The sequence below is a fragment of the Pseudomonas sp. PDM22 genome (genome assembly GCF_014851965.1).
Lineage (GTDB): Bacteria > Pseudomonadota > Gammaproteobacteria > Pseudomonadales > Pseudomonadaceae > Pseudomonas.
In genome coordinates this window covers 1-18,786 of sequence record NZ_JACVAR010000004.1, presented here as the reverse complement: position 1 = coordinate 18,786, position 18,786 = coordinate 1, and the positions used below count along the sequence as shown (strand labels likewise).

General features: G+C 64.7%; 19 protein-coding genes and 2 rRNA genes. 5 read left to right on the top strand and 16 right to left on the bottom strand.

Annotation, left to right across the window (positions count from 1 at the left end; translation table 11 throughout):
- Nucleotides 1-30: 30 nt before the first annotated feature.
- The 5 genes from IB255_RS15080 to IB255_RS15060 form a co-directional block, all read right to left on the bottom strand.
- On the bottom strand, nucleotides 31-432 hold the full coding sequence (locus IB255_RS15080) for a helicase (protein ID WP_081515143.1): 402 nt from the start codon (nucleotides 430-432) through the stop codon (nucleotides 31-33).
- Between the two features lie 135 nt (nucleotides 433-567).
- Nucleotides 568-840: an HU family DNA-binding protein gene (locus IB255_RS15075; RefSeq protein ID WP_017520695.1), complete on the bottom strand. Its 273-nt coding sequence runs from the start codon at nucleotides 838-840 to the stop codon at nucleotides 568-570.
- A gap of 196 nt (nucleotides 841-1,036) precedes the next feature.
- Complete coding sequence (locus IB255_RS15070) at nucleotides 1,037-2,191, bottom strand: NAD(P)/FAD-dependent oxidoreductase (protein ID WP_192210536.1); 1,155 nt, start codon at nucleotides 2,189-2,191, stop codon at nucleotides 1,037-1,039.
- A gap of 84 nt (nucleotides 2,192-2,275) precedes the next feature.
- Nucleotides 2,276-2,443 carry a rubredoxin gene (locus IB255_RS15065; RefSeq protein WP_017520693.1) on the bottom strand — a complete coding sequence of 56 codons (168 nt, stop codon included), beginning with the start codon at nucleotides 2,441-2,443 and terminating at the stop codon, nucleotides 2,276-2,278.
- 198 nt (nucleotides 2,444-2,641) lie between these two features.
- Nucleotides 2,642-2,809, bottom strand: a complete 168-nt coding sequence (locus IB255_RS15060; protein ID WP_015479573.1) for a rubredoxin — start codon at nucleotides 2,807-2,809, stop codon at nucleotides 2,642-2,644.
- A gap of 235 nt (nucleotides 2,810-3,044) precedes the next feature.
- Here IB255_RS15060 and IB255_RS15055 point away from each other — a divergent pair, with 235 nt between their 5' ends.
- Both IB255_RS15055 and ubiA read left to right on the top strand, forming a co-directional pair.
- Nucleotides 3,045-3,584 carry a chorismate lyase gene (locus IB255_RS15055; protein WP_167523300.1) on the top strand — a complete coding sequence of 180 codons (540 nt, stop codon included), beginning with the start codon at nucleotides 3,045-3,047 and terminating at the stop codon, nucleotides 3,582-3,584.
- A gap of 27 nt (nucleotides 3,585-3,611) precedes the next feature.
- A complete protein-coding gene (ubiA, locus tag IB255_RS15050) occupies nucleotides 3,612-4,502 on the top strand; it encodes a 4-hydroxybenzoate octaprenyltransferase (RefSeq protein ID WP_081515140.1) in 891 nt (296 codons plus the stop codon).
- A 75-nt stretch (nucleotides 4,503-4,577) separates the two neighbouring features.
- Here ubiA and IB255_RS15045 read toward each other — a convergent pair whose 3' ends face one another.
- On the bottom strand, nucleotides 4,578-4,943 hold the full coding sequence (locus IB255_RS15045; RefSeq protein WP_081515139.1) for a hypothetical protein: 366 nt from the start codon (nucleotides 4,941-4,943) through the stop codon (nucleotides 4,578-4,580).
- A 313-nt stretch (nucleotides 4,944-5,256) separates the two neighbouring features.
- Between IB255_RS15045 and phoB the strand changes: the two genes are divergently transcribed.
- From phoB to IB255_RS15030, 3 genes are all read left to right on the top strand, one after another.
- Nucleotides 5,257-5,946: a phosphate regulon transcriptional regulator PhoB gene (gene phoB, locus IB255_RS15040; RefSeq protein WP_054910046.1), complete on the top strand. Its 690-nt coding sequence runs from the start codon at nucleotides 5,257-5,259 to the stop codon at nucleotides 5,944-5,946.
- Nucleotides 5,947-5,985: 39 nt separating this feature from the next.
- Nucleotides 5,986-7,290 carry a phosphate regulon sensor histidine kinase PhoR gene (gene phoR / locus IB255_RS15035; RefSeq protein ID WP_081515138.1) on the top strand — a complete coding sequence of 435 codons (1,305 nt, stop codon included), beginning with the start codon at nucleotides 5,986-5,988 and terminating at the stop codon, nucleotides 7,288-7,290.
- A 92-nt stretch (nucleotides 7,291-7,382) separates the two neighbouring features.
- Nucleotides 7,383-8,723 (top strand): hemolysin family protein, encoded by a 1,341-nt coding sequence (locus tag IB255_RS15030; RefSeq protein ID WP_081515137.1) that lies wholly within the window; start codon nucleotides 7,383-7,385, stop codon nucleotides 8,721-8,723.
- A gap of 174 nt (nucleotides 8,724-8,897) precedes the next feature.
- On the opposite strand, the gene IB255_RS15025 is transcribed toward IB255_RS15030, so the two are convergent.
- From IB255_RS15025 to IB255_RS14980, 10 genes are all read right to left on the bottom strand, one after another.
- Nucleotides 8,898-9,797 (bottom strand): peptidoglycan DD-metalloendopeptidase family protein, encoded by a 900-nt coding sequence (locus IB255_RS15025; RefSeq protein WP_081515136.1) that lies wholly within the window; start codon nucleotides 9,795-9,797, stop codon nucleotides 8,898-8,900.
- Between the two features lie 123 nt (nucleotides 9,798-9,920).
- The gene (locus IB255_RS15020) at nucleotides 9,921-10,814 is read right to left on the bottom strand and encodes a response regulator (protein ID WP_081515135.1); all 894 of its coding nucleotides are present in this window, start codon (nucleotides 10,812-10,814) and stop codon (nucleotides 9,921-9,923) included.
- A 133-nt stretch (nucleotides 10,815-10,947) separates the two neighbouring features.
- Nucleotides 10,948-11,691, bottom strand: a complete 744-nt coding sequence (gene phoU, locus IB255_RS15015) for a phosphate signaling complex protein PhoU (protein ID WP_045217747.1) — start codon at nucleotides 11,689-11,691, stop codon at nucleotides 10,948-10,950.
- A gap of 85 nt (nucleotides 11,692-11,776) precedes the next feature.
- Nucleotides 11,777-12,613 carry a phosphate ABC transporter ATP-binding protein PstB gene (gene pstB / locus IB255_RS15010; RefSeq protein WP_081515134.1) on the bottom strand — a complete coding sequence of 279 codons (837 nt, stop codon included), beginning with the start codon at nucleotides 12,611-12,613 and terminating at the stop codon, nucleotides 11,777-11,779.
- A 52-nt stretch (nucleotides 12,614-12,665) separates the two neighbouring features.
- Nucleotides 12,666-14,342, bottom strand: coding sequence for a phosphate ABC transporter permease PstA (pstA, locus tag IB255_RS15005; RefSeq protein WP_081515133.1), 1,677 nt, complete (start codon nucleotides 14,340-14,342; stop codon nucleotides 12,666-12,668).
- A gap of 25 nt (nucleotides 14,343-14,367) precedes the next feature.
- The gene (locus IB255_RS15000) at nucleotides 14,368-16,401 is read right to left on the bottom strand and encodes an ABC transporter permease subunit (protein WP_139791457.1); all 2,034 of its coding nucleotides are present in this window, start codon (nucleotides 16,399-16,401) and stop codon (nucleotides 14,368-14,370) included.
- Between the two features lie 395 nt (nucleotides 16,402-16,796).
- Complete coding sequence (pstS, locus tag IB255_RS14995; protein WP_024762034.1) at nucleotides 16,797-17,768, bottom strand: phosphate ABC transporter substrate-binding protein PstS; 972 nt, start codon at nucleotides 17,766-17,768, stop codon at nucleotides 16,797-16,799.
- Between the two features lie 233 nt (nucleotides 17,769-18,001).
- Entirely contained in the window at nucleotides 18,002-18,235 is a 234-nt protein-coding gene (locus IB255_RS14990; RefSeq protein WP_081515131.1) for a hypothetical protein, read from the bottom strand.
- A gap of 77 nt (nucleotides 18,236-18,312) precedes the next feature.
- Nucleotides 18,313-18,428, bottom strand: a 5S ribosomal RNA gene (gene rrf, locus IB255_RS14985).
- A gap of 134 nt (nucleotides 18,429-18,562) precedes the next feature.
- Nucleotides 18,563-18,786 (bottom strand): 23S ribosomal RNA (locus IB255_RS14980); the annotation flags it as partial.

Sequence of the window (18,786 nt, the reverse complement as noted above, 5' to 3'; positions counted from 1 at the left end):
AGGGCCTTTTTTCTGTTCGTCGAAAGCGCCTCAGGCGGCTTTCTTGTCGCTGCCCGGCGCGGCTTTCTTCTTCGGCTTGAGGTACTTCACCAGGCCCTGGAACCAGATCACCAGGCCGGGGTTGCCCTGGATCTGGATGTCCTTGTTCTGGATACCCTGCATGAAGGCCAGCTGCGGGTTCTTCGAGGTCATGGTGGCGAAGCCGTAGGCGCCGTCCTTGAAGCCCAGCGCGAAGGCCGGCTGCGGATGGGTGCCGCGACGGGCGCTGACCTTGAGGTCCTTGACGATGTAGTGGCGAGCGACCTTGCCGTCGAGCGTGTGGAGCTGGAACACCAGGTCCTTGCCTTCGAGCTGCTTCTGGAACGCCGGGTTTTCGCGGCTGGCCTTGGCCATCAGGCGACCGAGCATCCACAGGAGTAGACGGAATTTCATGCACAAACCTCGACGTTCGAGACAATAGTCTGCGCATTGTAGCCAGTTTGAAAACGGACTACATCCGGTCTTTTGGAGGGATTATGTAACTGGAGGAGGCAACCCGGAGCCGCTCTGGCTCCGGGTCAGACGCGATCAGTTGACGGCGTCTTTCAGCGCCTTGCCCGGTTTGAAGGCAACGGTATTGCTGGCTTTGATCTTGACCGGCTGGCCGGTTTGCGGGTTCTTGCCGGTACGGGCGCCACGGTGGCGCTGAACGAAGGTACCGAAACCGACAAGGGTAACGCTGTCCTTGCGGTTGAGCGCGCCAGTGATTTCATCCAGCAGCGCGTTCAGCACCTTGTTGGCTTGTTCTTTGGTGAGGTCGGCCTTCTCGGCGATCGCGGCGGCGAGTTCTGGTTTACGCATAAATGCCTCTTTGACGGTTTGTTGTTGTTGTGTCCGTGCTGTCTTCCCAACAGCGCCCAAGGCACCGCAGGCTTGCCGTACAGGCTCTAGGCTGCGGCAGACGGGGGGAGAATGGCACGCCGAAAGCTGGTACGCCAGTATCGTCTGACAATTTGCGGGCACTTTCCCAAGGCAAAAACGCCATTGGCGACGCCTGTCACGCCAGTAGTGCCGGCAACTCCTTGTTCAGGGAGAGTTTTTCGCTCACGGCGGCCCCGGTCAGGGCATAGCCGAGCAATCGACCGGCGGTATCCCGGCAAAGCACCTTGAGGTCCGGGCCAGAGCCTTCCACCCGCCATTCGCCCTCGCTGCCACGCGGCGGCGGCGATACCACCAGCGGGCACACCGGCGTCTTCACGGTCACCGGCATGGCGCCGTAGGCCACCGGCGTCGGTTTGCCGGCCAGGGTCTGCGCGAGCGCGCGGGCACAGGACATCAGCGGCATCACATAGAGCAGGTTGAGGCCGTCGACCTCGGCGCAGTCGCCCAGGGCATAGATGTTGGCGTGGGAGGTGCGCAGTTCGCGGTTCACCATCACGCCGCGATTGATATCCAGGCCGGCGGCGGCGGCCAGGTCGATGCGCGGGCGCAGGCCGACCGCGGAGACGACCAGGTCGCAGGGGATCACCTGGCCATCGGAGAGGTGCGCTTCCAGGGCGTCGCCAGCGCGCACCAGGCTGTTCAGCACCGGGCCGAGGTGGAAGCGCACGCCGAGGCCTTCCAGCCCCTGCTGCACCGCCTGGGCGGCGGCCGGATGGAGCAGGCCGGGCATGACCTGCTCGCAGGGCGCCACCACGTCGAGCTGGTAGCCGCCGCTGGAGAGGTCGTTGGCGAACTCGCAGCCGATCAGGCCGGCGCCCAGCAGCAGCACGCAGCGCTTGCCGGCGGCGGCACTGCGGAAGCGCGCGTAGTCTTCCAGGTCGTTGATCGGGAAGATCAGGTCCTGGGCGTCGCCCTCGACCGGCACTCGAATGGTTTCGGCGCCCCAGGCCAGCACGAGGTCGCGGTAGTGGATCTCTTCCTCGCCGATCCAGATGCGCCGGTGGCCCGGATCGATGCCGGTGACACGGGTATGGGTGAGGATGCGCGCCTTGAGCTGGTCGGCCATGGCGCCCGCCTCGGCCATGGCCAGGCCGTCGGCGTCCTTGTCCTTGGAGAAGCCGGTGGAGAGCATCGGCTTGGAGTAGGAGCGTCCGTCGTCGGCGGTGATCAGCAGCAGCGGCGTCTCGCTGTCCAGCTTGCGCCACTCGCGGGCGAGGTTGTAGCCGGCGAGGCCGGTTCCGATGATCACCAGCGGTGCGTTGTCGCTCATTGCTCTCTCACCTCAAAACACGCCATTTCGTAAAGACGGCGCGGCGACCGTGGAGTCGCCGCATGAATTCGTTCGGGCAGGGGCTCAGGAGATTTCTATCATCTCGAAATCGATCTTGCCCACGCCGCAATCCGGGCACACCCAGTCCGCCGGGATGTCCTCCCAGCGCGTGCCGGGGGCGATGCCCTCGTCCGGCAGGCCCAGTGCCTCGTCGTAGATGAAGCCACAGACCACGCATTGCCATTTGCGCATCAGCCAAGCCCTCCTGCGATTGCCCGGTGAAGCTAACGTATCGGCGCGCACCGGCCAACGGCGGGCGCGACGCCGGGCTCCGTCAGCAGGGTCAACCCGGCGCGCCTCCAGTCTACCGCGTCAGGCGCGGGCTTGCGGGGTGCGCAAACGCAGACGGCGGCCCGAAGGCCGCCGTCGCGGGAATCGATCCGGGCGGGATCAGCCGATCTCGATCATCTCGAAATCCAGCTTGCCGACGCCGCAATCGGGGCACAGCCAGTCTTCCGGCACGTCTTCCCAGCGGGTACCGGCGGCGATGCCCTCTTCCGGCCAGCCCTTGGTCTCGTCATAGATCAGGCCACAAACCACGCACTGCCACTTCTTCATCAGCTATCACCCTCATGTTCTTGTCGCTTGGACGTCGGTGCATCCAATGTCCGGCTTTGTACTGGCGATGGGCTTGCGGCGCAAGCCCCATGGAAAACGCCGGGCGGCTGGCCAAACCTTTGGTGGGGTCTGGCGTAATGCACTCTTGCGGACAACGCAATCGGCCGCGCAAAGGCGCCATGTTAAGCTGCCGCGTCCCTGGCCAACCGCAGTCCAAGCCGTGCCCGAAGCCGCCCTGATCCATCCGCCCCGCTGGCTCACTTCCGCCCAGTTGCATCCCGCTCCCGCCGCCCAGGTCGTGGACTGGCTGTTCGACGAAGGCTCGCTGACGCGCCGGCTGACGGCTCTCTCCGCCGATAACTTCGCCGTGCAGCCGCTGGCCGAGGGCTGGCATCGCCTGCGTACCGACGAGTGCGCCGCGCTGGGTGTGCCGGACGGCAGCCAGGGCTGGGTGCGCGAGGTCTACCTGAAAGGCCACGGCACACCCTGGGTATTCGCCCGCAGCGTCGCCGCGCGCTCGGCGCTGGAAGGCTCGGGCTTCGACCTGCGCCTGCTCGGCACGCGCTCCCTGGGTGAGTTGCTGTTCAGCGACCGCGCCTTCCAGCGCGGCCCCATCGAGGTCTGCCGCTACCCAGCGGCGAGCCTGCCGGCGGAGGTGCGCGCCGAGCGCCTGTGGGGCCGTCGCTCCTGCTTCAGCCGCGACGGCCTGGGCGTGCTGGTCGCCGAGGTTTTCCTGCCATCGCTGTGGCACCGCGTGGAACAACAGCCCGTATAATTCCCGGATCGTTTTCCGGAGGCCGCCATGTTCGTCGCCCTGATCAAACCCCTCGCCCGCCTGCATCCCCGCGCCTGGGACTTCATCCAGCTGACGCGCATGGACAAGCCGATCGGCATCTACCTGCTGCTCTGGCCGACGCTGTGGGCGCTGTGGATGGCCAGCGGCGGCGTGCCGAGCGTGAAGAACCTGGTGATCTTCATCCTCGGCACCGTGTTGATGCGCATGGCTGGCTGCGTGATCAACGACTTCGCCGACCGCAAGCTCGACGGCCACGTCGAACGCACCAAGGCGCGCCCGTTGGCGACCGGCAAGATCACCGTGCGCGAGGCCTGGATTGCCTTCTTCACGCTGCTGGGGCTGAGTTTCCTGCTGGTGCTGTGCACCAATGAGCAGACCATCTGGCTGTCCTTCGGCGGCGCGGCGGTGGCGGCGCTCTACCCCTTCATGAAGCGCTACACCTACTACCCGCAGGTGGTGCTGGGCGCGGCGTTCTCCTGGGGTATCCCGATGGCCTTCACCGCGGCCAGCGGCACGCTGCCGGCGGTGGCCTGGCTGCTGTTCTTCGCCAACGTGCTGTGGACAGTCGCGTACGACACCTACTACGCGATGACCGACCGCGAGGACGACCTGAAGATGGGCATGAAGTCCACGGCGATCCTCTTCGGCGACGCCGACCGGGTGATCAACCTGAGCCTGCAGGGCCTGATGCTCCTGCTGCTGATCCTGGCCGGCAACAAGCTGGCGATGCACCTGACTTACTACCTGGGCCTGGCCGTGGCGGCGGGCTGCTTCGCCTGGCAGTTCCACTCGACCCGCGACCGCGAGCCGATGAAGTGCTTCAAGGCCTTCCTGCACAACCACTGGGCGGGGCTGGCGATCTTCCTCGGCACCGTGCTGGACTTCGCCCTGCGCTGATCGGGGCCCCTGCAGGAGCGCACCATGCGCGCGATCGCGGGCGTGGCCCGCTCCTGCAGGGAAATGCGGATCACATCAGGGCTTGGCCATGTGCCAGACGCCCATCTTGCCCTCGCCGGCCATGTCGCCGGCCTTCTTGTCCTGCACGAAGGTGTACAGCGGCTTGCCCTTGTAGGCCCACTGCACGGTGCCGTCATCGCGCTTGATCATGGTCCAGTCGCCCATCGCCTTGGCGTCAGCCGAGGCCATCAGGGGCGGCCAGTTCTGCGCGCAGCCGCCATTGCACATCGACTTGCCGCCACTGTCCTTGTCGAAGGTGTAGAGCGTCATGCCCTTGGCATCGACCAGCATGCCGTTCTTCTCCATGCCGGGCGCCGCGGCCAGGGCGGACATCGCCGGCAGCATCAGGCCCAGTGCCAGGGCCGGGAATAGCAGTTTCATAAACACTTCTCCTCTGGTGAGGTGGAAACGGCGCGAGCACCGGCGCAAAGGCGGGCGGAAATGCAGGCAGGGCCGGCCAGGGGACGTCGACAACGCACTCACTACCGTCATCGCAAGACTCCGGCAGGCTCTCTGCCGGGCACACCGCCGACCGGGCCGGTGGGTTCCGCTTGTGCCGCGTGGTAAGCGCGCGGCGACCCCATGAGCATAGACGAGCGCTCTGGCACGAGGCTCAGCTACCATCGCGGTGTCACATTCATGAAATATTTCCGTTATCTAATGCGGCGCATTACAGAAATTCTGAGGCCTCAGCATGGTTGGCAAGACAATCCTCATCGTCGATGACGAAGCTCCGATCCGGGAAATGATCGCCGTGGCCCTGGAGATGGCCGGCTACGAATGTCTGGAGGCCGACAGCGCCCAGACGGCTCACGCGGTGATCGTCGATCGCAAGCCGGACCTGATCCTGCTCGACTGGATGCTCCCGGGCACCTCCGGCATCGAACTGGCCCGCCGCCTCAAGCGCGACGAGCTGACCTCGGCCATCCCGATCATCATGCTCACCGCCAAGGGCGAAGAGGACAACAAGATCCAGGGTCTGGAAGTCGGCGCGGATGACTACATCACCAAGCCCTTCTCCCCGCGCGAACTGGTTGCCCGCCTGAAGGCCGTGCTGCGCCGCACTGGTGCCGGCGACAGCGAGACGCCGATCGAAGTCGGTGGCCTGATGCTCGACCCGATCAGCCACCGCGTGACCATCGACGGCAAGCCCGCCGAGATGGGCCCCACCGAATACCGTCTGCTGCAGTTCTTCATGACCCACCAGGAGCGCGCCTACACCCGTGGCCAACTGCTGGACCAGGTCTGGGGCGGCAACGTCTACGTCGAGGAGCGCACCGTCGACGTGCACATCCGCCGTCTGCGCAAGGCCCTGGGCGAGGTATACGAAAATCTGGTTCAGACCGTGCGCGGCACCGGGTATCGTTTCTCGACCAAAAGCTGACCCGGCTTCTCATCTGGCGGGCACAAGGAACGGAATTTCGTGACCCAGAACTGGAGTGGCGTGTTGATACGCCACCTGCTGCTAGTCGTAGCCGCCGGCGCGCTGCTCGGCCTGATCACCGGCCAGTACGGCTGGGCCATCGCCGTGGCGCTGGCGGGCTATCTCGGCTGGTCGACCTGGCAGCTGCTGCGCCTGCACAAGTGGCTGAAGAACCACCAGCCCGATGAAGCCCCGCCCGATGGCTACGGCCTGTGGGGCGAGGTGTTCGACAGCATCTACCACCTGCAGCGGCGCAACCAGCGCGCCCGCGGGCGTCTGCAGGCAGTGATCGACCGCATGCAGGAGTCCACCGCGGCGCTGCGCGACGGCATGATCCTGCTCGACCGCGACGGCAACCTCGAGTGGTGGAACCAGTCCGCCGAACGCCTGCTGGGCCTGAAGAGCCCTCAGGACGGCGGCCAGCCGGTGACCAACCTGGTGCGCCATCCGCGCTTCAAGGAGTACTTCGAGGGCGAGGACTACCGCGAGCCGCTGGAGCTCTCCTCGCCGATCAACGACAACCTGCGCCTGCAGTTCCACATCACCCTCTATGGCGCCGGCGAGCACCTGATGCTGGTGCGCGACGTGACCCGCGTCCATCAGCTGGAGCAGATGCGCAAGGACTTCGTCGCCAACGTCTCCCACGAACTGCGCACGCCATTGACGGTGATCGCCGGCTACCTGGAGACGCTGCTGGATAACGTCGAGGACGTGAACCCGCGCTGGACGCGCGCGCTGCAGCAGATGCAGCAGCAGGCCGGGCGCATGCAGAACCTGCTCAACGACCTGCTCCTGCTGGCCAAGCTGGAAGCCACCGACTACCCGGCGGACAACAAGCCGGTGGCGGTGGACCTGATGCTGCTGTCGATCCGCAACGACGCCCAGGCGCTGTCCGGCGCGCGCAGCCATCGCATCAGCCTGGAGGCGGATTCGAAGGTCAAGCTCAAGGGCAGCGAGGCCGAACTGCGCAGCGCCTTCTCCAACCTGGTGTTCAACGCCGTGAAGTACACCCCCGAGGAAGGCGAAATCCGCATTCGCTGGTGGGCCGACGAGCAAGGCGCGCACCTCGCCGTGCAGGACAGCGGTATCGGCATCGATCCCAAGCACCTGCCACGCCTGACCGAGCGTTTCTATCGCGTCGATTCCAGCCGCAATGCCAGCACCGGTGGCACCGGCCTGGGCCTGGCCATCGTCAAGCACGTGCTGCTGCGCCACCGCGGCACCCTGGACATCAGCAGCGTGCCGGGCAAGGGCAGCAGCTTCACCTGCCACTTCCCGCCGCAGCAGATCGAGAGCCGCGCATAACGGTGTCCGACTTCGACTCTGGTATAGACGGGCTTGCCAGCCAGGCCCCGCGAACCGCATTCTTGTCCGTCCATTCTTGAACCAACAGAACCATGGACCCTTCCCCTAGTAGCAACTTCCTCACCTATTTCGCCGATTTCGGCCTGATCCTGTTCGCCCTGTTCCTCGTCGTGCTCAACGGTTTCTTCGTCGCCGCCGAGTTCGCCATGGTCAAGCTGCGCTCGACCCGCGTGGAGACCATCGCCAACCAGCACGGCTGGCGCGGCACCATCCTGCGCAAGGTGCACAACCAGCTCGACGCCTACCTCTCCGCCTGCCAGCTGGGCATCACCCTCGCCTCACTGGGCCTGGGCTGGGTCGGCGAGCCGGCCTTCGCCGAGCTGCTGGAGCCCTTGCTGGCCGCGGTCGGCGTGCACTCCGAGGAAGTCATCCGCGGCGTGTCGTTCTTCACTGCGTTCTTCATCATCTCCTACCTGCACATCGTGGTCGGCGAGCTGGCGCCCAAGTCCTGGGCAATCCGCAAGCCGGAGCTGCTGTCGCTGTGGACGGCGGTGCCGCTGTACCTGTTCTACTGGGCGATGTACCCGGCGATCTGGCTGCTCAACGCCAGCGCCAACACCATCCTGAAGATTGCCGGGCAAGGCGAGCCGGGCCCTCACCACGAGCACCACTACAGCCGTGACGAGCTCAAGCTGATCCTGCACTCCAGCCGCGCCCACGACCCCAGCGACCAGGGCATGCGCGTGCTGGCCTCGGCAGTGGAGCTGGGCGAGCTGGAAGTGGTGGACTGGGCCAACTCCCGCGAGGACCTGGTCTTCCTGGAGCGCAGCGCCCCGCTGGACGACATCCTCGCCACCATCCGCCGCCACAAGTACAGCCGCTACCCGGTGTACGACAGCGAGAAGGGCGAGTTCATCGGCCTGCTGCACATCAAGGACCTGCTGCTGGCCCTGGCCACGCTGGACAGCCTGCCGGAGTCCTTCGACCTCGACGAGCTGACCCACCCGCTGGAAATGGTCACCAAGCACCTGCCGCTGGCCCGCCTGCTGGAGCAGTTCCGCCAGGGCGGCTCGCACTTCGCGCTGGTGGAGGAAGCCGACCACAAGGTCGTCGGCTACCTGACCATGGAAGACGTGCTGGAAGTGCTGGTCGGTGACATCCAGGACGAACACCGCAAGGCCGAGCGCGGCATCGTCGCCTACCAACCCGGCAAGCTGCTGGTGCGCGGCGACACGCCACTGTTCAAGCTGGAACGCCTGCTGGGCCTGGACCTGGACCACGTCGAGGCGGACACCCTCGCCGGCCTGGTCTACGACACCCTCAAGCGCGTGCCGGAAGAAGAGGAAGTGCTGGATACCGAAGGCCTGCGCATCATCGTGAAGAAGATGAAAGGCCCGAAGATTGTCCTCGCCAAGGTGGTGAAGCTCGACTGAGTCTTTTGCCCTGAATGAAAAAGGCTGCCCCCGGGCAGCCTTTTTCGTTGGCAAATGCTCGACTGCAGGAGCGCGCCATGCGCGCGATCGCGGGCATGGCCCGCTCCTACAGGTCTGCGCCATGCGTCATGGGCATGCAATAAGGCGTGCCCACGCGGACGCGAAAGAAGCGAATCAGTTGCCCTTCACCACCGCGAAATTCGGCAGCGTATCCACCGGCTGGGAGAAGTCGTAGGGAATCGACTCCAGCGCCAGACCGACGTTGCGCTGCACCACGAAGTGCAGGTGCGGGCCGCTGCTGTTACCGGTGTTGCCCGACTGCGCCAGCGGCGTGCCGGTACCGACGCGCTGGCCCTCGCGCACCAGCACCGAGCCGCGCATCAGGTGCAGGTACACACCCATGGTGCCGTCGTCATGCAGTATCCGCACGAAGTTGCCGGAGGGGTTCTTGCCGCGCCCGCTCTGGCCGTTCTCGACCTTCACCACGGTACCGCCGCGCGCCGCGATGATCGGCGTGCCTACCGGCATGGCGATATCCATGGCGTAGCGGCCCTTGGGCGTGAAGTGGCTGTAGCGGCCATTGGCGCCCTGGGTCAGGCGGAACGGCCCGCCGGTCCATGGCAGCGCGTACTGGTAGGACAACGGCGTCAGTCGCGGATCGCCCAGCGCATAGCGCAGCTTGGGCTTGTAGCGCAGCGGCCTGGCGGGATCGAGCGGCGCCAGGGTGGCGAGGCGAATCGAGCTGCGCGGCGGCAGCACCCAGCGGATCGGCCGCTCCGGCGCGCCCACGGCGTTCTGCACACCGGTCACGCTCAGCTCGACTTCCACCGGTGCGTACAGGTCGTTGCGCACCTGCAGGGTCTCGCCGCCGGCGTGCTTCTTCGTCTCCAGCTTCACCTGTTCTTCCAGGTGCTCGACCATGCGATCGCGGAAAACGAAGACAGCCGCACCCGCCACGGCCTTGTCCGTGTAGGTGACCACGCCATTGGCGTCGGTGTACTTGTAGATGGTCACGGCCGAAGCCGTCCCGGATGCGGCCAGAAGACCGCACAGGAGGATACTGCGCCCTAGCATGTCGACTCTGGTTATAGGTATGGCGACGCTGGCAAGACTAGCAGCGTCGCCCGTGCGTCGCGACCTGCCGCCGGTCGGCCTGTGAAACAGTCCCGGTTGCCGGCGGGCGGATTTGTAACCGGATCAGGCGCCGGGCACGTAGTGCTTCTGCGAGCTGCCGCGGGCGATCAGGCGGGACAGGTAGTCGAGCTTCTGCGGGTCGCGGTCGACGAAGCGGAAGGTCAGTTGCAGCCACTCGCTGTCCGGCTTGGGCTCCAGCGCTGCCACGGCATGCAGGTAGCCGTTGAGGCGGGCGACGTCGCTGTCTTCTTCCAGGTCCAGCACGGCGCTTTCCAGCACCTGGGGCAGCGGCGTACCGCGCTTCACCACCAGCAGCGCTTCCTTGAGGCTGAGCGCCTTGATCACACAGGGCAGGCTCGCCGAGGGCAGGCGCAGCTGGCCTTGCTGACCCTTGGCGCCACTGCGGGCGGCCGGAGCCGCGGCAGCCGGTGCCGGAGCCGCCGGGCGCGGCGCAGCGGGCGCGGCCGCCGGGCGTACTACCTCGGCCTTGCCACCGGTGAGAGCAGCCAGGGAGTCATTGGGCATGGAGCCGACCAGGCTGCGCTGCGGCGCCTGGGCCGCAAGGGCTTCCAGCTTGCCGGCTCGCGACAGCGCCTTCTTCACCTTGCTCACCAGCTGGTCGTTGGAGAACGGCTTGCCGATGAAGTCGGAGACGCCGGCCTGGATGGCCTGCACCACGTTGTCCTTGTCGCCGCGGCTGGTGACCATGATGAAGGGCGTGGTCTTCAGGTGATCCTGCTCGCGGCACCAGGTAAGCAGCTCGATACCCGACAGCTCGGGCATTTCCCAGTCGCAGAGGATCAGGTCCACGGCCTGGCGCGCGAGGAACTGCTGCGCCTTGCGGCCGTTGACCGCTTCTTCGATCTGCAGACCAGGGAAATGGTCCCGCAGTCCCTTCTTCACCAGGTCACGGATGAACGGAGCGTCATCCACGACCAGCACACTGACCTTGCCCATCGGCATCTCCCGAAAACGATAGGGCGAAGGATAGCCTTGCCGGGTGGCTACATGCCATTGGTGAGGGACCGCTCGGCCATAAAATGACGAACCCGGCGCGATGGCCGGGTCCGTTCTGGTACGGGCGTCTGGCTTATTCGGCCTTGTCGGCCTTGCCAGCGGTGCCCTGCACCTCTTCCTTCATGCGGGTCAGGCCGATGTGGCGGACGTCGGTGCCGCGCACCAGGTAGATCACCAGTTCGGCGATGTTGCGCGCGTGGTCGCCGATGCGCTCCAGCGAACGCAGCGCCCAGATGACGTTGAGCACGCGGGAGATGGCACGCGGGTCTTCCATCATGTAGGTGACCAGCTCGCGCAGGGCGGTCTTGTATTCGCGGTCGACGGTCTTGTCGTACTGCGCAACCGACAGTGCGAGGTCGGCGTCGAAACGGGCGAAGGCGTCCAGCGCCTCCTGCACCATCTTGCGCACCTGGTTGCCGATGTGGCGCACCTCGACGTAGCCGCGCGGCGACTCACCTTCCTCGCACAGCTGGATGGCGCGGCGGGCGATCTTCGAGGCTTCGTCGCCGATGCGCTCGAGGTCGATCACCGACTTGGAGATGCTGATGATCAGGCGCAGGTCGGAGGCAGCCGGCTGGCGGCGGGCGAGGATGCGCAGGCATTCCTCGTCGATGTTGCGCTCCATCTGGTTGATCTGGTCGTCGATCTCGCGCACCTGCTGGGCCAGGCCCGAGTCGGCGTCGATCAGCGCGTTGACCGCGTCGTTGACCTGCTTCTCCACCAGGCCGCCCATGGCCAGCAGGTGGCTGCGCACATCTTCCAGTTCGGCGTTGAACTGCTGCGAGATGTGGTGGGTGAGGCTTTCTTTGTTGATCATGTTCGCTCCGCGAAAGCCGCAGGCGCCGGGCCGCTGGCTTGTGATGTTCTCCGGGAAGTTCTACCGCGCACGCAATACCGCGAGACTAGCCGTAGCGACCGGTGATGTAGTCTTCGGTCTGCTTCTTGGCCGGGTTGGTGAACAGGGTATCGGTATCGCCGAACTCGATCAGCTTGCCCATGTACATGAACGCCGTGTAGTCGGAGACACGTGCGGCCTGCTGCATGTTGTGGGTCACGATGACGATGGTGAACTTGGATTTCAGCTCGTAGATCAGCTCTTCGATCTTCAGGGTGGAGATCGGGTCCAGTGCCGAGCAGGGCTCATCGAGCAGCAGGACTTCCGGCTCCACGGCGATGGTGCGGGCAATGACCAGACGCTGCTGCTGGCCACCGGAGAGGCCGAGGGCGGATTCGTGCAGGCGATCCTTCACTTCATCCCACAGGGCAGCGCCCTTGAGCGCCCACTCGACGGCTTCGTCGAGAACGCGCTTCTTGTTGATGCCCTGGATGCGCAGGCCGTACACCACGTTCTCGTAGATGCTCTTGGGGAACGGGTTGGGCTTCTGGAACACCATGCCGACGCGGCGACGCAGTTCGGCGACGTCGACGTTCTTGGCGAAGATGTTGTGGCTGTCCAGGAGGATCTCGCCCTTCACGTTGCAGCCATCGACCAGGTCGTTCATGCGGTTGAAGCAACGCAGCAGGGTCGACTTGCCGCAGCCGGACGGGCCGATGAAGGCGGTCACGCGCTGCTTGGGAATGTTCATGCTGACGTCGAACAGCGCCTGCTTTTCGCCGTAGAACAGGCTCAGGCCGGGCACTTCGAGGGCGACGGTCTCGCTTTCCAGGTTCATGCCATGGCGGTCGCCGCGGCCGAGCGCGCCGATATCGATGCCGTGGGATGCGGTGTCATGTTGCATGTTCAGTCTCCTTGGGAGGCCAGGCGGCGGGCACGGCCCGCCGCCTGCAGAATCAGTTTTCCAGCGCCTTGTACTTTTCGCGCAGGCGGTTACGAATGGCGATGGCCGAGAAGTTCAGCAGGGCGATCACCATCACCAGCAGCAGCGCGGTGGCGTACACCAGCGGGCGCGCGGCCTCGACGTTCGGGCTCTGGAAGCCGACGTCATAGATGTGGAAGCCCAGGTGCATGATCTTCTGGTCCAGGTGCACGTACGGGTAGTTGCCGTCCACCGGCAGCGCCGGAGCCAGCTTCACCACGCCCACCAGCATCAGCGGCGCCACTTCACCGGCGGCACGGGCCACGGCGAGGATCAGGCCGGTCATCATCGCCGGGCTGGCCATCGGCAGGACCACTTTCCACAGGGTCTCGGCCTTGGTCGCGCCCAGGGCGAGGGAGCCTTCACGGGTGGCCCGCGGGATGCGCGCCAGGCCTTCTTCGGTGGCCACGATCACCACCGGCACCGCGAGGATGGCGAGGGTCAGCGAGGCCCAGAACAGCCCCGGCGTGCCGAAGGTCGGCGCCGGCAGGGCTTCGGGGAAGAACATCCGGTCGAGCGAGCCGCCCAGCACGTAGACGAAGAAGCCCAGGCCGAACACGCCGTAGACGATCGCCGGAACACCCGCGAGGTTGTTCACCGCGATGCGGATGATGCGGGTCAGCAGGCCCTGACGGGCGTACTCGCGCAGGTAGACGGCAGCGATCACACCGAACGGTGTGACGATCACGGCCATCACCAGGGTCATCATCACGGTGCCGAAGATGGCCGGGAAGATACCGCCCTCGGTGTTGGCTTCACGCGGGTCATCGCTGAGGAATTCCCACAGCTTCTTGAAGTAGAAGCTCAGTTTGGTGGCCACGCCCATTTGGTTCGGCTGGTAGGCATGCACCAGCTTGCCGACGCTGATTTCGGTCTGCTGGCCGGTGGCGTCGCGCATGACGATACTGTCGCGGTTGAACTCCTGGTGCAGGCCGTTGAGCTGCTCTTCCAGCACCTTGTACTGGGCGTTCAGCTCGGCGCGGCCGGCGGCGATGTCGGCCTCGGCGGTGGCATCCAGCTTGTTGTTCAGCTGCAGGCCACGTTCCTTGAGGCGCAGGCGCTCCAGACCATGGTTGATGCCGCCAATGTCCTTCTTCTCCAGCCGGTACAGCTTGCTGTAGAGCTCATCGACGCGCTTGAGACGGGTCTGCAGCTCGGCCATGGCGCTCGGACCTTCGGCAACCACCTTGCCGTTTTCCTTCACGCTCAGCAGGTAGCCATAGAAGTTGCCCCACTCGCGGCGCTCCAGGGTGACCAGGTCTGCCGGGTGACGACGGTCGGTCAGCCATTCGCCGATCACCCAGGAGAAGTCGCTGCCGTAGAGGTCGCGGTTGCCCAGCTTGAGCAGTTCGCGGGTCATGAACTCCGGACCATTGTCCGGCACCGGCAGACCGGCGCCGCGCAGACGTTCGCGCGGCACCTGCTCGATCTGGACTTCTTCGCCGATCAGGGTCTTGGGCGCTTCACCGGGGACGGTGTAGGTCGCTTCGATCACGTCCGCCGGCCAGAAGTGGCCGAGACCGCGCACGGCGATCACGGCGAGCAGGCCGATGGTCATGATCACGGCGATGGACACCGCACCCGCGTTCATCCACACCCAGGGAGAACCGCTGGCAAACCACGCTTTGACGGATTCCTGTTTCTGTTTCACGGAACGTAGCCTCGTCGGGCGTCGCTTAGAGCGACGCGTATTTCTTGCGCAGGCGCTGACGGATCAGCTCTGCCAGGGTGTTCATCACGAAGGTGAAGGACAGCAGCACCAGTGCCGAGAGGAACAGCACGCGGTAGTGAGTGCCACCCACCTCCGACTCGGGCATTTCCACCGCGACGTTCGCCGCGAGGGTGCGCATGCCCTGGAAGATGTTCACGTCCATGACCGGGGTGTTGCCGGTGGCCATCAGCACGATCATGGTCTCGCCCACGGCGCGGCCCATGCCGATCATCAGCGCGGAGAAGATGCCCGGGCTGGCGGTCAGGATCACCACGCGGGTCAGCGTCTGCCAGGGCGTGGCGCCCAGGGCCAGGGAGCCGTAGGTCAGGCTGCGCGGCACGCTGAAGATGGCGTCTTCGGCGATGGAGAAGATGTTCGGAATCACCGCGAAGCCCATGGCCAGGCCCACTACCAGAGCATTGCGCTGGTCGTAGGTGATGCCCAGGTCATGGCTGATCCACAGGCGCATGTCGCCGCCGAAGAACATGGTCTCCAGGTGCGGGCTCATCCACAGGGCGAAGGCGCCGGTGGCGAGGACCACGGGGATCAGGATCGCTGCCTCCCACCCGGCCGGCAGACTCAGGCGGATGCGCTCGGGCAGACGGCTCCAGATCAGGCCGGCAGCGAGGATACCCAGCGGGGTAAGCAGTAGCAGGCTGAAGATGCCCGGCAGGTGGCCTTCGACGTACGGCGCCAGGAACAGGCCGGCGAAGAAGCCGAGGATCACGGTCGGCAGCGCTTCCATCAGCTCGATCACCGGCTTCACCTTGCGGCGCATGCCCGGAGCCATGAAGTAGGCGGTGTAGACGGCGGCGGCGATGGCCAGGGGCGCAGCGAGGATCATCGCGTAGAACGCGGCCTTCAGGGTACCGAAGGTCAGCGGCGACAGGCTCAGCTTGGGCTCGAAGTCGGTGGTCGCGGCGGTGGACTGCCAAACGTAGGACGGCTTGTCGTAGCTCTCGTACCAGACCTTGCCCCACAGCGCGCTGAATGACACTTCCGGGTGCGGGTTGCTCAGGCTGAAGCGACGCAGCTCACCGCCCTGCTCGAGGATCAGTCGGTTGGCGCGCGGCGACAGGGCCATCGGGCCGGCGGAGGGCGCGACGTTCTCCACCAGCAGCGTACGGTGCGCGGTGCTGTGGAAAATGCCCAGGTTGCCCTGCTTGTCGATGGCCAGGAAGCCCTTGCGGCGCTGCTCCGGCGCGATGCTGGAGATCGGCTGGTCGCCCAGCTTGAAATCACGCACGTGGGACAGGCGCGGTTCGCCGTCTTCGCCACGGGCCATGAACCACTGGCTGATGCCGCCCTTGGAGTCGCCGACCATCAGCGAGATGCCACCCAGCAGCTGGCTGCTGGCAGTCACTTCGGCGGACGCGTCATCCAGCAGCTTGTAGCGGCCGTTGAGCTGGTGGGAGTTCAGGTCGAACACGTCGGCCTGGGCGCGGCCATTGAGCACATAGAGCCACTGCTTGCGCGGGTCCATGTAGATGGCCTTCACCGGATCGGCGATCTGCGGCAGGTTGATGCGTTCTTCCTGCAGGGTGCTCTCGCCGGTCAGCATGTTTTCCTGCTGAGTCAGGCCGAGCAGGAGCATCTCGCTGCCGGTGGACGCGGCCAGCAACAGGCTGTCGTCACCCGAGACGATCGCCACGTGCTCCAGCGGACGGCCCTGGGGATCCAGGTTCATCGGCGCTTCGCCGTAGGGATAGTCGATGTGCGGGGTGATGGTCTTCTTGTTGTCCGGGTAGGTGACCTTGTAGTTGTGCTTGAACACCAGCACCTGGCCGTTGGACAGGCCCAGCGCGACGGTCGGATGACCCGGCTGGTCCTCGGCGATGGAGGTGACGCTGGTGCCGGCGGGCAGCTTCAGCGAAACGCGGTCCATCTCGTCGCCTTTCTTGGCGTCGAAGAACACCACTTCGCCGTTGGCGGCGACGCGCATGCCCACCATGTTCTGCTCTTCGATGCTCAGCAGCAGCGGCGCCTGGGCCGTTTTCAGCCAGGTCGGAGCGAGGGGGTCACGCGCCTCCAGTTCGGCGCCGCGGAACAGCGGCAGCACGACGTAGGCGAGGTAGAAGAAGATCAGGGTAATGGCAGCCAGCACGGCGAGCCCGCCGACCAGGACGTACCAACGGGTCAGTCGATCCTTGAGCGCCCGGATACGGCGCTTGCGCTGCAGGGCAGGCGTATTGAAATCGATCCGCTCGGGGAGAGAAGAAGTCATCGGGGAGTTGGCCATGTCGTTCATGGAGTGACACCCTAGCGGCCCTATATGACAGAAAGATGACATGGAGGTGACGCGACAAAGCCCGCCAGCAGAGCCATGCTGGCGGGCTCGGTCGAGTAAGCGTCAGCCCATGCCGGGCGGAGATCTCCGCCCGGTTGAAGGGCTGATTACAGACCCAGGTCCTTGATCGCTTTTTCGGCGACTTTGGACGGCAGCGGGATGTAGCCGTCTTTCACGACAACCTGCTGGCCGGTCTTGGAGAGCACCATCTTCAGGAACTGGGCTTCCAGCGGGTTCAGCGGCTTGTTTGGCGCCTTGTTGACGTAGACGTAGAGGAAACGCGACAGCGGGTAGGTGCCGTTCAGGGCATTCGCCTCGTTGTCTTCGATGAACTCGCCGCCTTCCTTCTTGGCCAGGGCAACGGTCTTCACGCTAGCGGTCTTGTAACCGATACCGGAGTAGCCAACGCCGTTCAGGGACTGGCTGACCGACTGAACCACGGAAGCCGAACCCGGCTGCTCGTTCACGTTCGGCTTGTAGTCGCCTTTGCACAGGGCTTCTTCCTTGAAGTAGCCGTAGGTGCCGGAGACGGAGTTGCGACCGAACAGCTGGACGGGCTTGTTGGCCCAGTCGCCGGTCAGGCCCAGGTCACCCCAGGTCTTCACTTCCGACTTGCCGCCGCACAGGCGGGTGGAGGAGAAGATGGCGTCGACCTGTTGCATGGTCAGACCCTTGATGGGGTTGTCCTTGTGCACGAAGATCGCCAGGGCATCCACGGCAACCGGAACAGCGGTCGGCTTGTAGCCGTACTTCTGTTCGAAGGCCTGCAGCTCGACGTCCTTCATCTTGCGGCTCATGGGACCTAAGTTGGCGGTGCCTTCGGTCAGAGCCGGCGGCGCGGTGGAGGAACCGGCGGCCTGGATCTGCACGTTAACGTTCGGGTACAGGCGCTTGTACTCTTCCGCCCACATGGTCATCAGGTTGGCCAGAGTGTCGGAACCGACGCTCGACAGGTTGCCCGACACACCGCTGGCTTTCTGGTAGTCCGGCAGGGCCGGATCGATCGCGGCTACCGCACTGGCGGTGCCTACGCCTGCAGCGACAAAAGTCAGGGCCGCCATCAAACGCTTGAGTTTCATGCCTTGCTCCTTAAGGAGAATGGGGTTGGATGGAACGGGGGCCAGTATCGGCAGGCCGCATGAAGACTCTATGACTGGAATGTGACAGTTGGATGAAATGCCATCAGTGTGGCAGCAGAGGCTTTGTAACAGGAACACCGCTACCCGCAGGAAAGGGAGAATAACGCTGAAATGGCTGTTCTAGAGGGCTATGAGCCCTGCCCTCAGCTAAGGCGGCAAGTATTTGCAGGCGCTCATCCGGCCATGATCATGGCGACTAGGAAGCAGCCCATGCACACCAGGTAAGGCAGCAGAAGCCATTTATAGATACCGTGCCGGCGCCCTAGAAAGAAGCCGAAACCCGGGATGATCAGGGCGAGAATCGCAGCTGGCCCTGCCCGCGCCACGAGCAGGCAGAAGGCGAGCAGCTGACCGACGCTCAGGCTCAGAACACCCAGCAGGATGAAGGTAGAAATCAACGTTTCCATGTCGAACGGCGTCCTTTTTCGCGCCAAAAAAGCAAAACCCCCGGCCAGCGATGCTGACCAGGGGTCTTGGGATAGGAGCTTGACGATGACCTACTCTCACATGGAGAAACTCCACACTACCATCGGCGATGCGTCGTTTCACTACTGAGTTCGGGATGGGATCAGGTGGTTCCAACGCTCTATGGTCGTCAAGCAATTCTTTATGGACGCTCGTGGCAAGTGCACACGCTCATCCAGATTCGGGTATGTGACAGGTATTTGCGGTTCACACGAACTTTCGGTTCGTTACGTCTTCACCGTACAACACGCAAATTGTTTGGGTGTTATATGGTCAAGCCTCACGGGCAATTAGTATCGGTTAGCTCAACGCCTCACAGCGCTTACACACCCGACCTATCAACGTCGTAGTCTTCGACGGCCCTTCAGGGGAATCAAGTTCCCAGTGAGATCTCATCTTGAGGCTAGTTTCCCGCTTAGATGCTTTCAGCGGTTATCTATTCCGAACATAGCTACCCGGCAATGCCACTGGCGTGACAACCGGAACACCAGAG

Coding starts and splice junctions, on each gene's coding strand:
- IB255_RS15060 (WP_015479573.1), bottom strand. CDS start 2,809: ATGAAGAAGTGGCAGTGCGTGGTTTGTGGCCTGATCTATGACGAGACC.
- phoU (WP_045217747.1), bottom strand. CDS start 11,691: ATGATCAACAAAGAAAGCCTCACCCACCACATCTCGCAGCAGTTCAAC.
- IB255_RS15070 (WP_192210536.1), bottom strand. CDS start 2,191: ATGAGCGACAACGCACCGCTGGTGATCATCGGAACCGGCCTCGCCGGC.
- IB255_RS15020 (WP_081515135.1), bottom strand. CDS start 10,814: ATGGGCAAGGTCAGTGTGCTGGTCGTGGATGACGCTCCGTTCATCCGT.
- IB255_RS15025 (WP_081515136.1), bottom strand. CDS start 9,797: ATGCTAGGGCGCAGTATCCTCCTGTGCGGTCTTCTGGCCGCATCCGGG.
- pstS (WP_024762034.1), bottom strand. CDS start 17,768: ATGAAACTCAAGCGTTTGATGGCGGCCCTGACTTTTGTCGCTGCAGGC.
- pstB (WP_081515134.1), bottom strand. CDS start 12,613: ATGCAACATGACACCGCATCCCACGGCATCGATATCGGCGCGCTCGGC.
- phoB (WP_054910046.1), top strand. CDS start 5,257: ATGGTTGGCAAGACAATCCTCATCGTCGATGACGAAGCTCCGATCCGG.
- IB255_RS14990 (WP_081515131.1), bottom strand. CDS start 18,235: ATGGAAACGTTGATTTCTACCTTCATCCTGCTGGGTGTTCTGAGCCTG.
- IB255_RS15080 (WP_081515143.1), bottom strand. CDS start 432: ATGAAATTCCGTCTACTCCTGTGGATGCTCGGTCGCCTGATGGCCAAG.
- ubiA (WP_081515140.1), top strand. CDS start 3,612: ATGTTCGTCGCCCTGATCAAACCCCTCGCCCGCCTGCATCCCCGCGCC.
- IB255_RS15075 (WP_017520695.1), bottom strand. CDS start 840: ATGCGTAAACCAGAACTCGCCGCCGCGATCGCCGAGAAGGCCGACCTC.
- IB255_RS15030 (WP_081515137.1), top strand. CDS start 7,383: ATGGACCCTTCCCCTAGTAGCAACTTCCTCACCTATTTCGCCGATTTC.
- IB255_RS15045 (WP_081515139.1), bottom strand. CDS start 4,943: ATGAAACTGCTATTCCCGGCCCTGGCACTGGGCCTGATGCTGCCGGCG.
- IB255_RS15065 (WP_017520693.1), bottom strand. CDS start 2,443: ATGCGCAAATGGCAATGCGTGGTCTGTGGCTTCATCTACGACGAGGCA.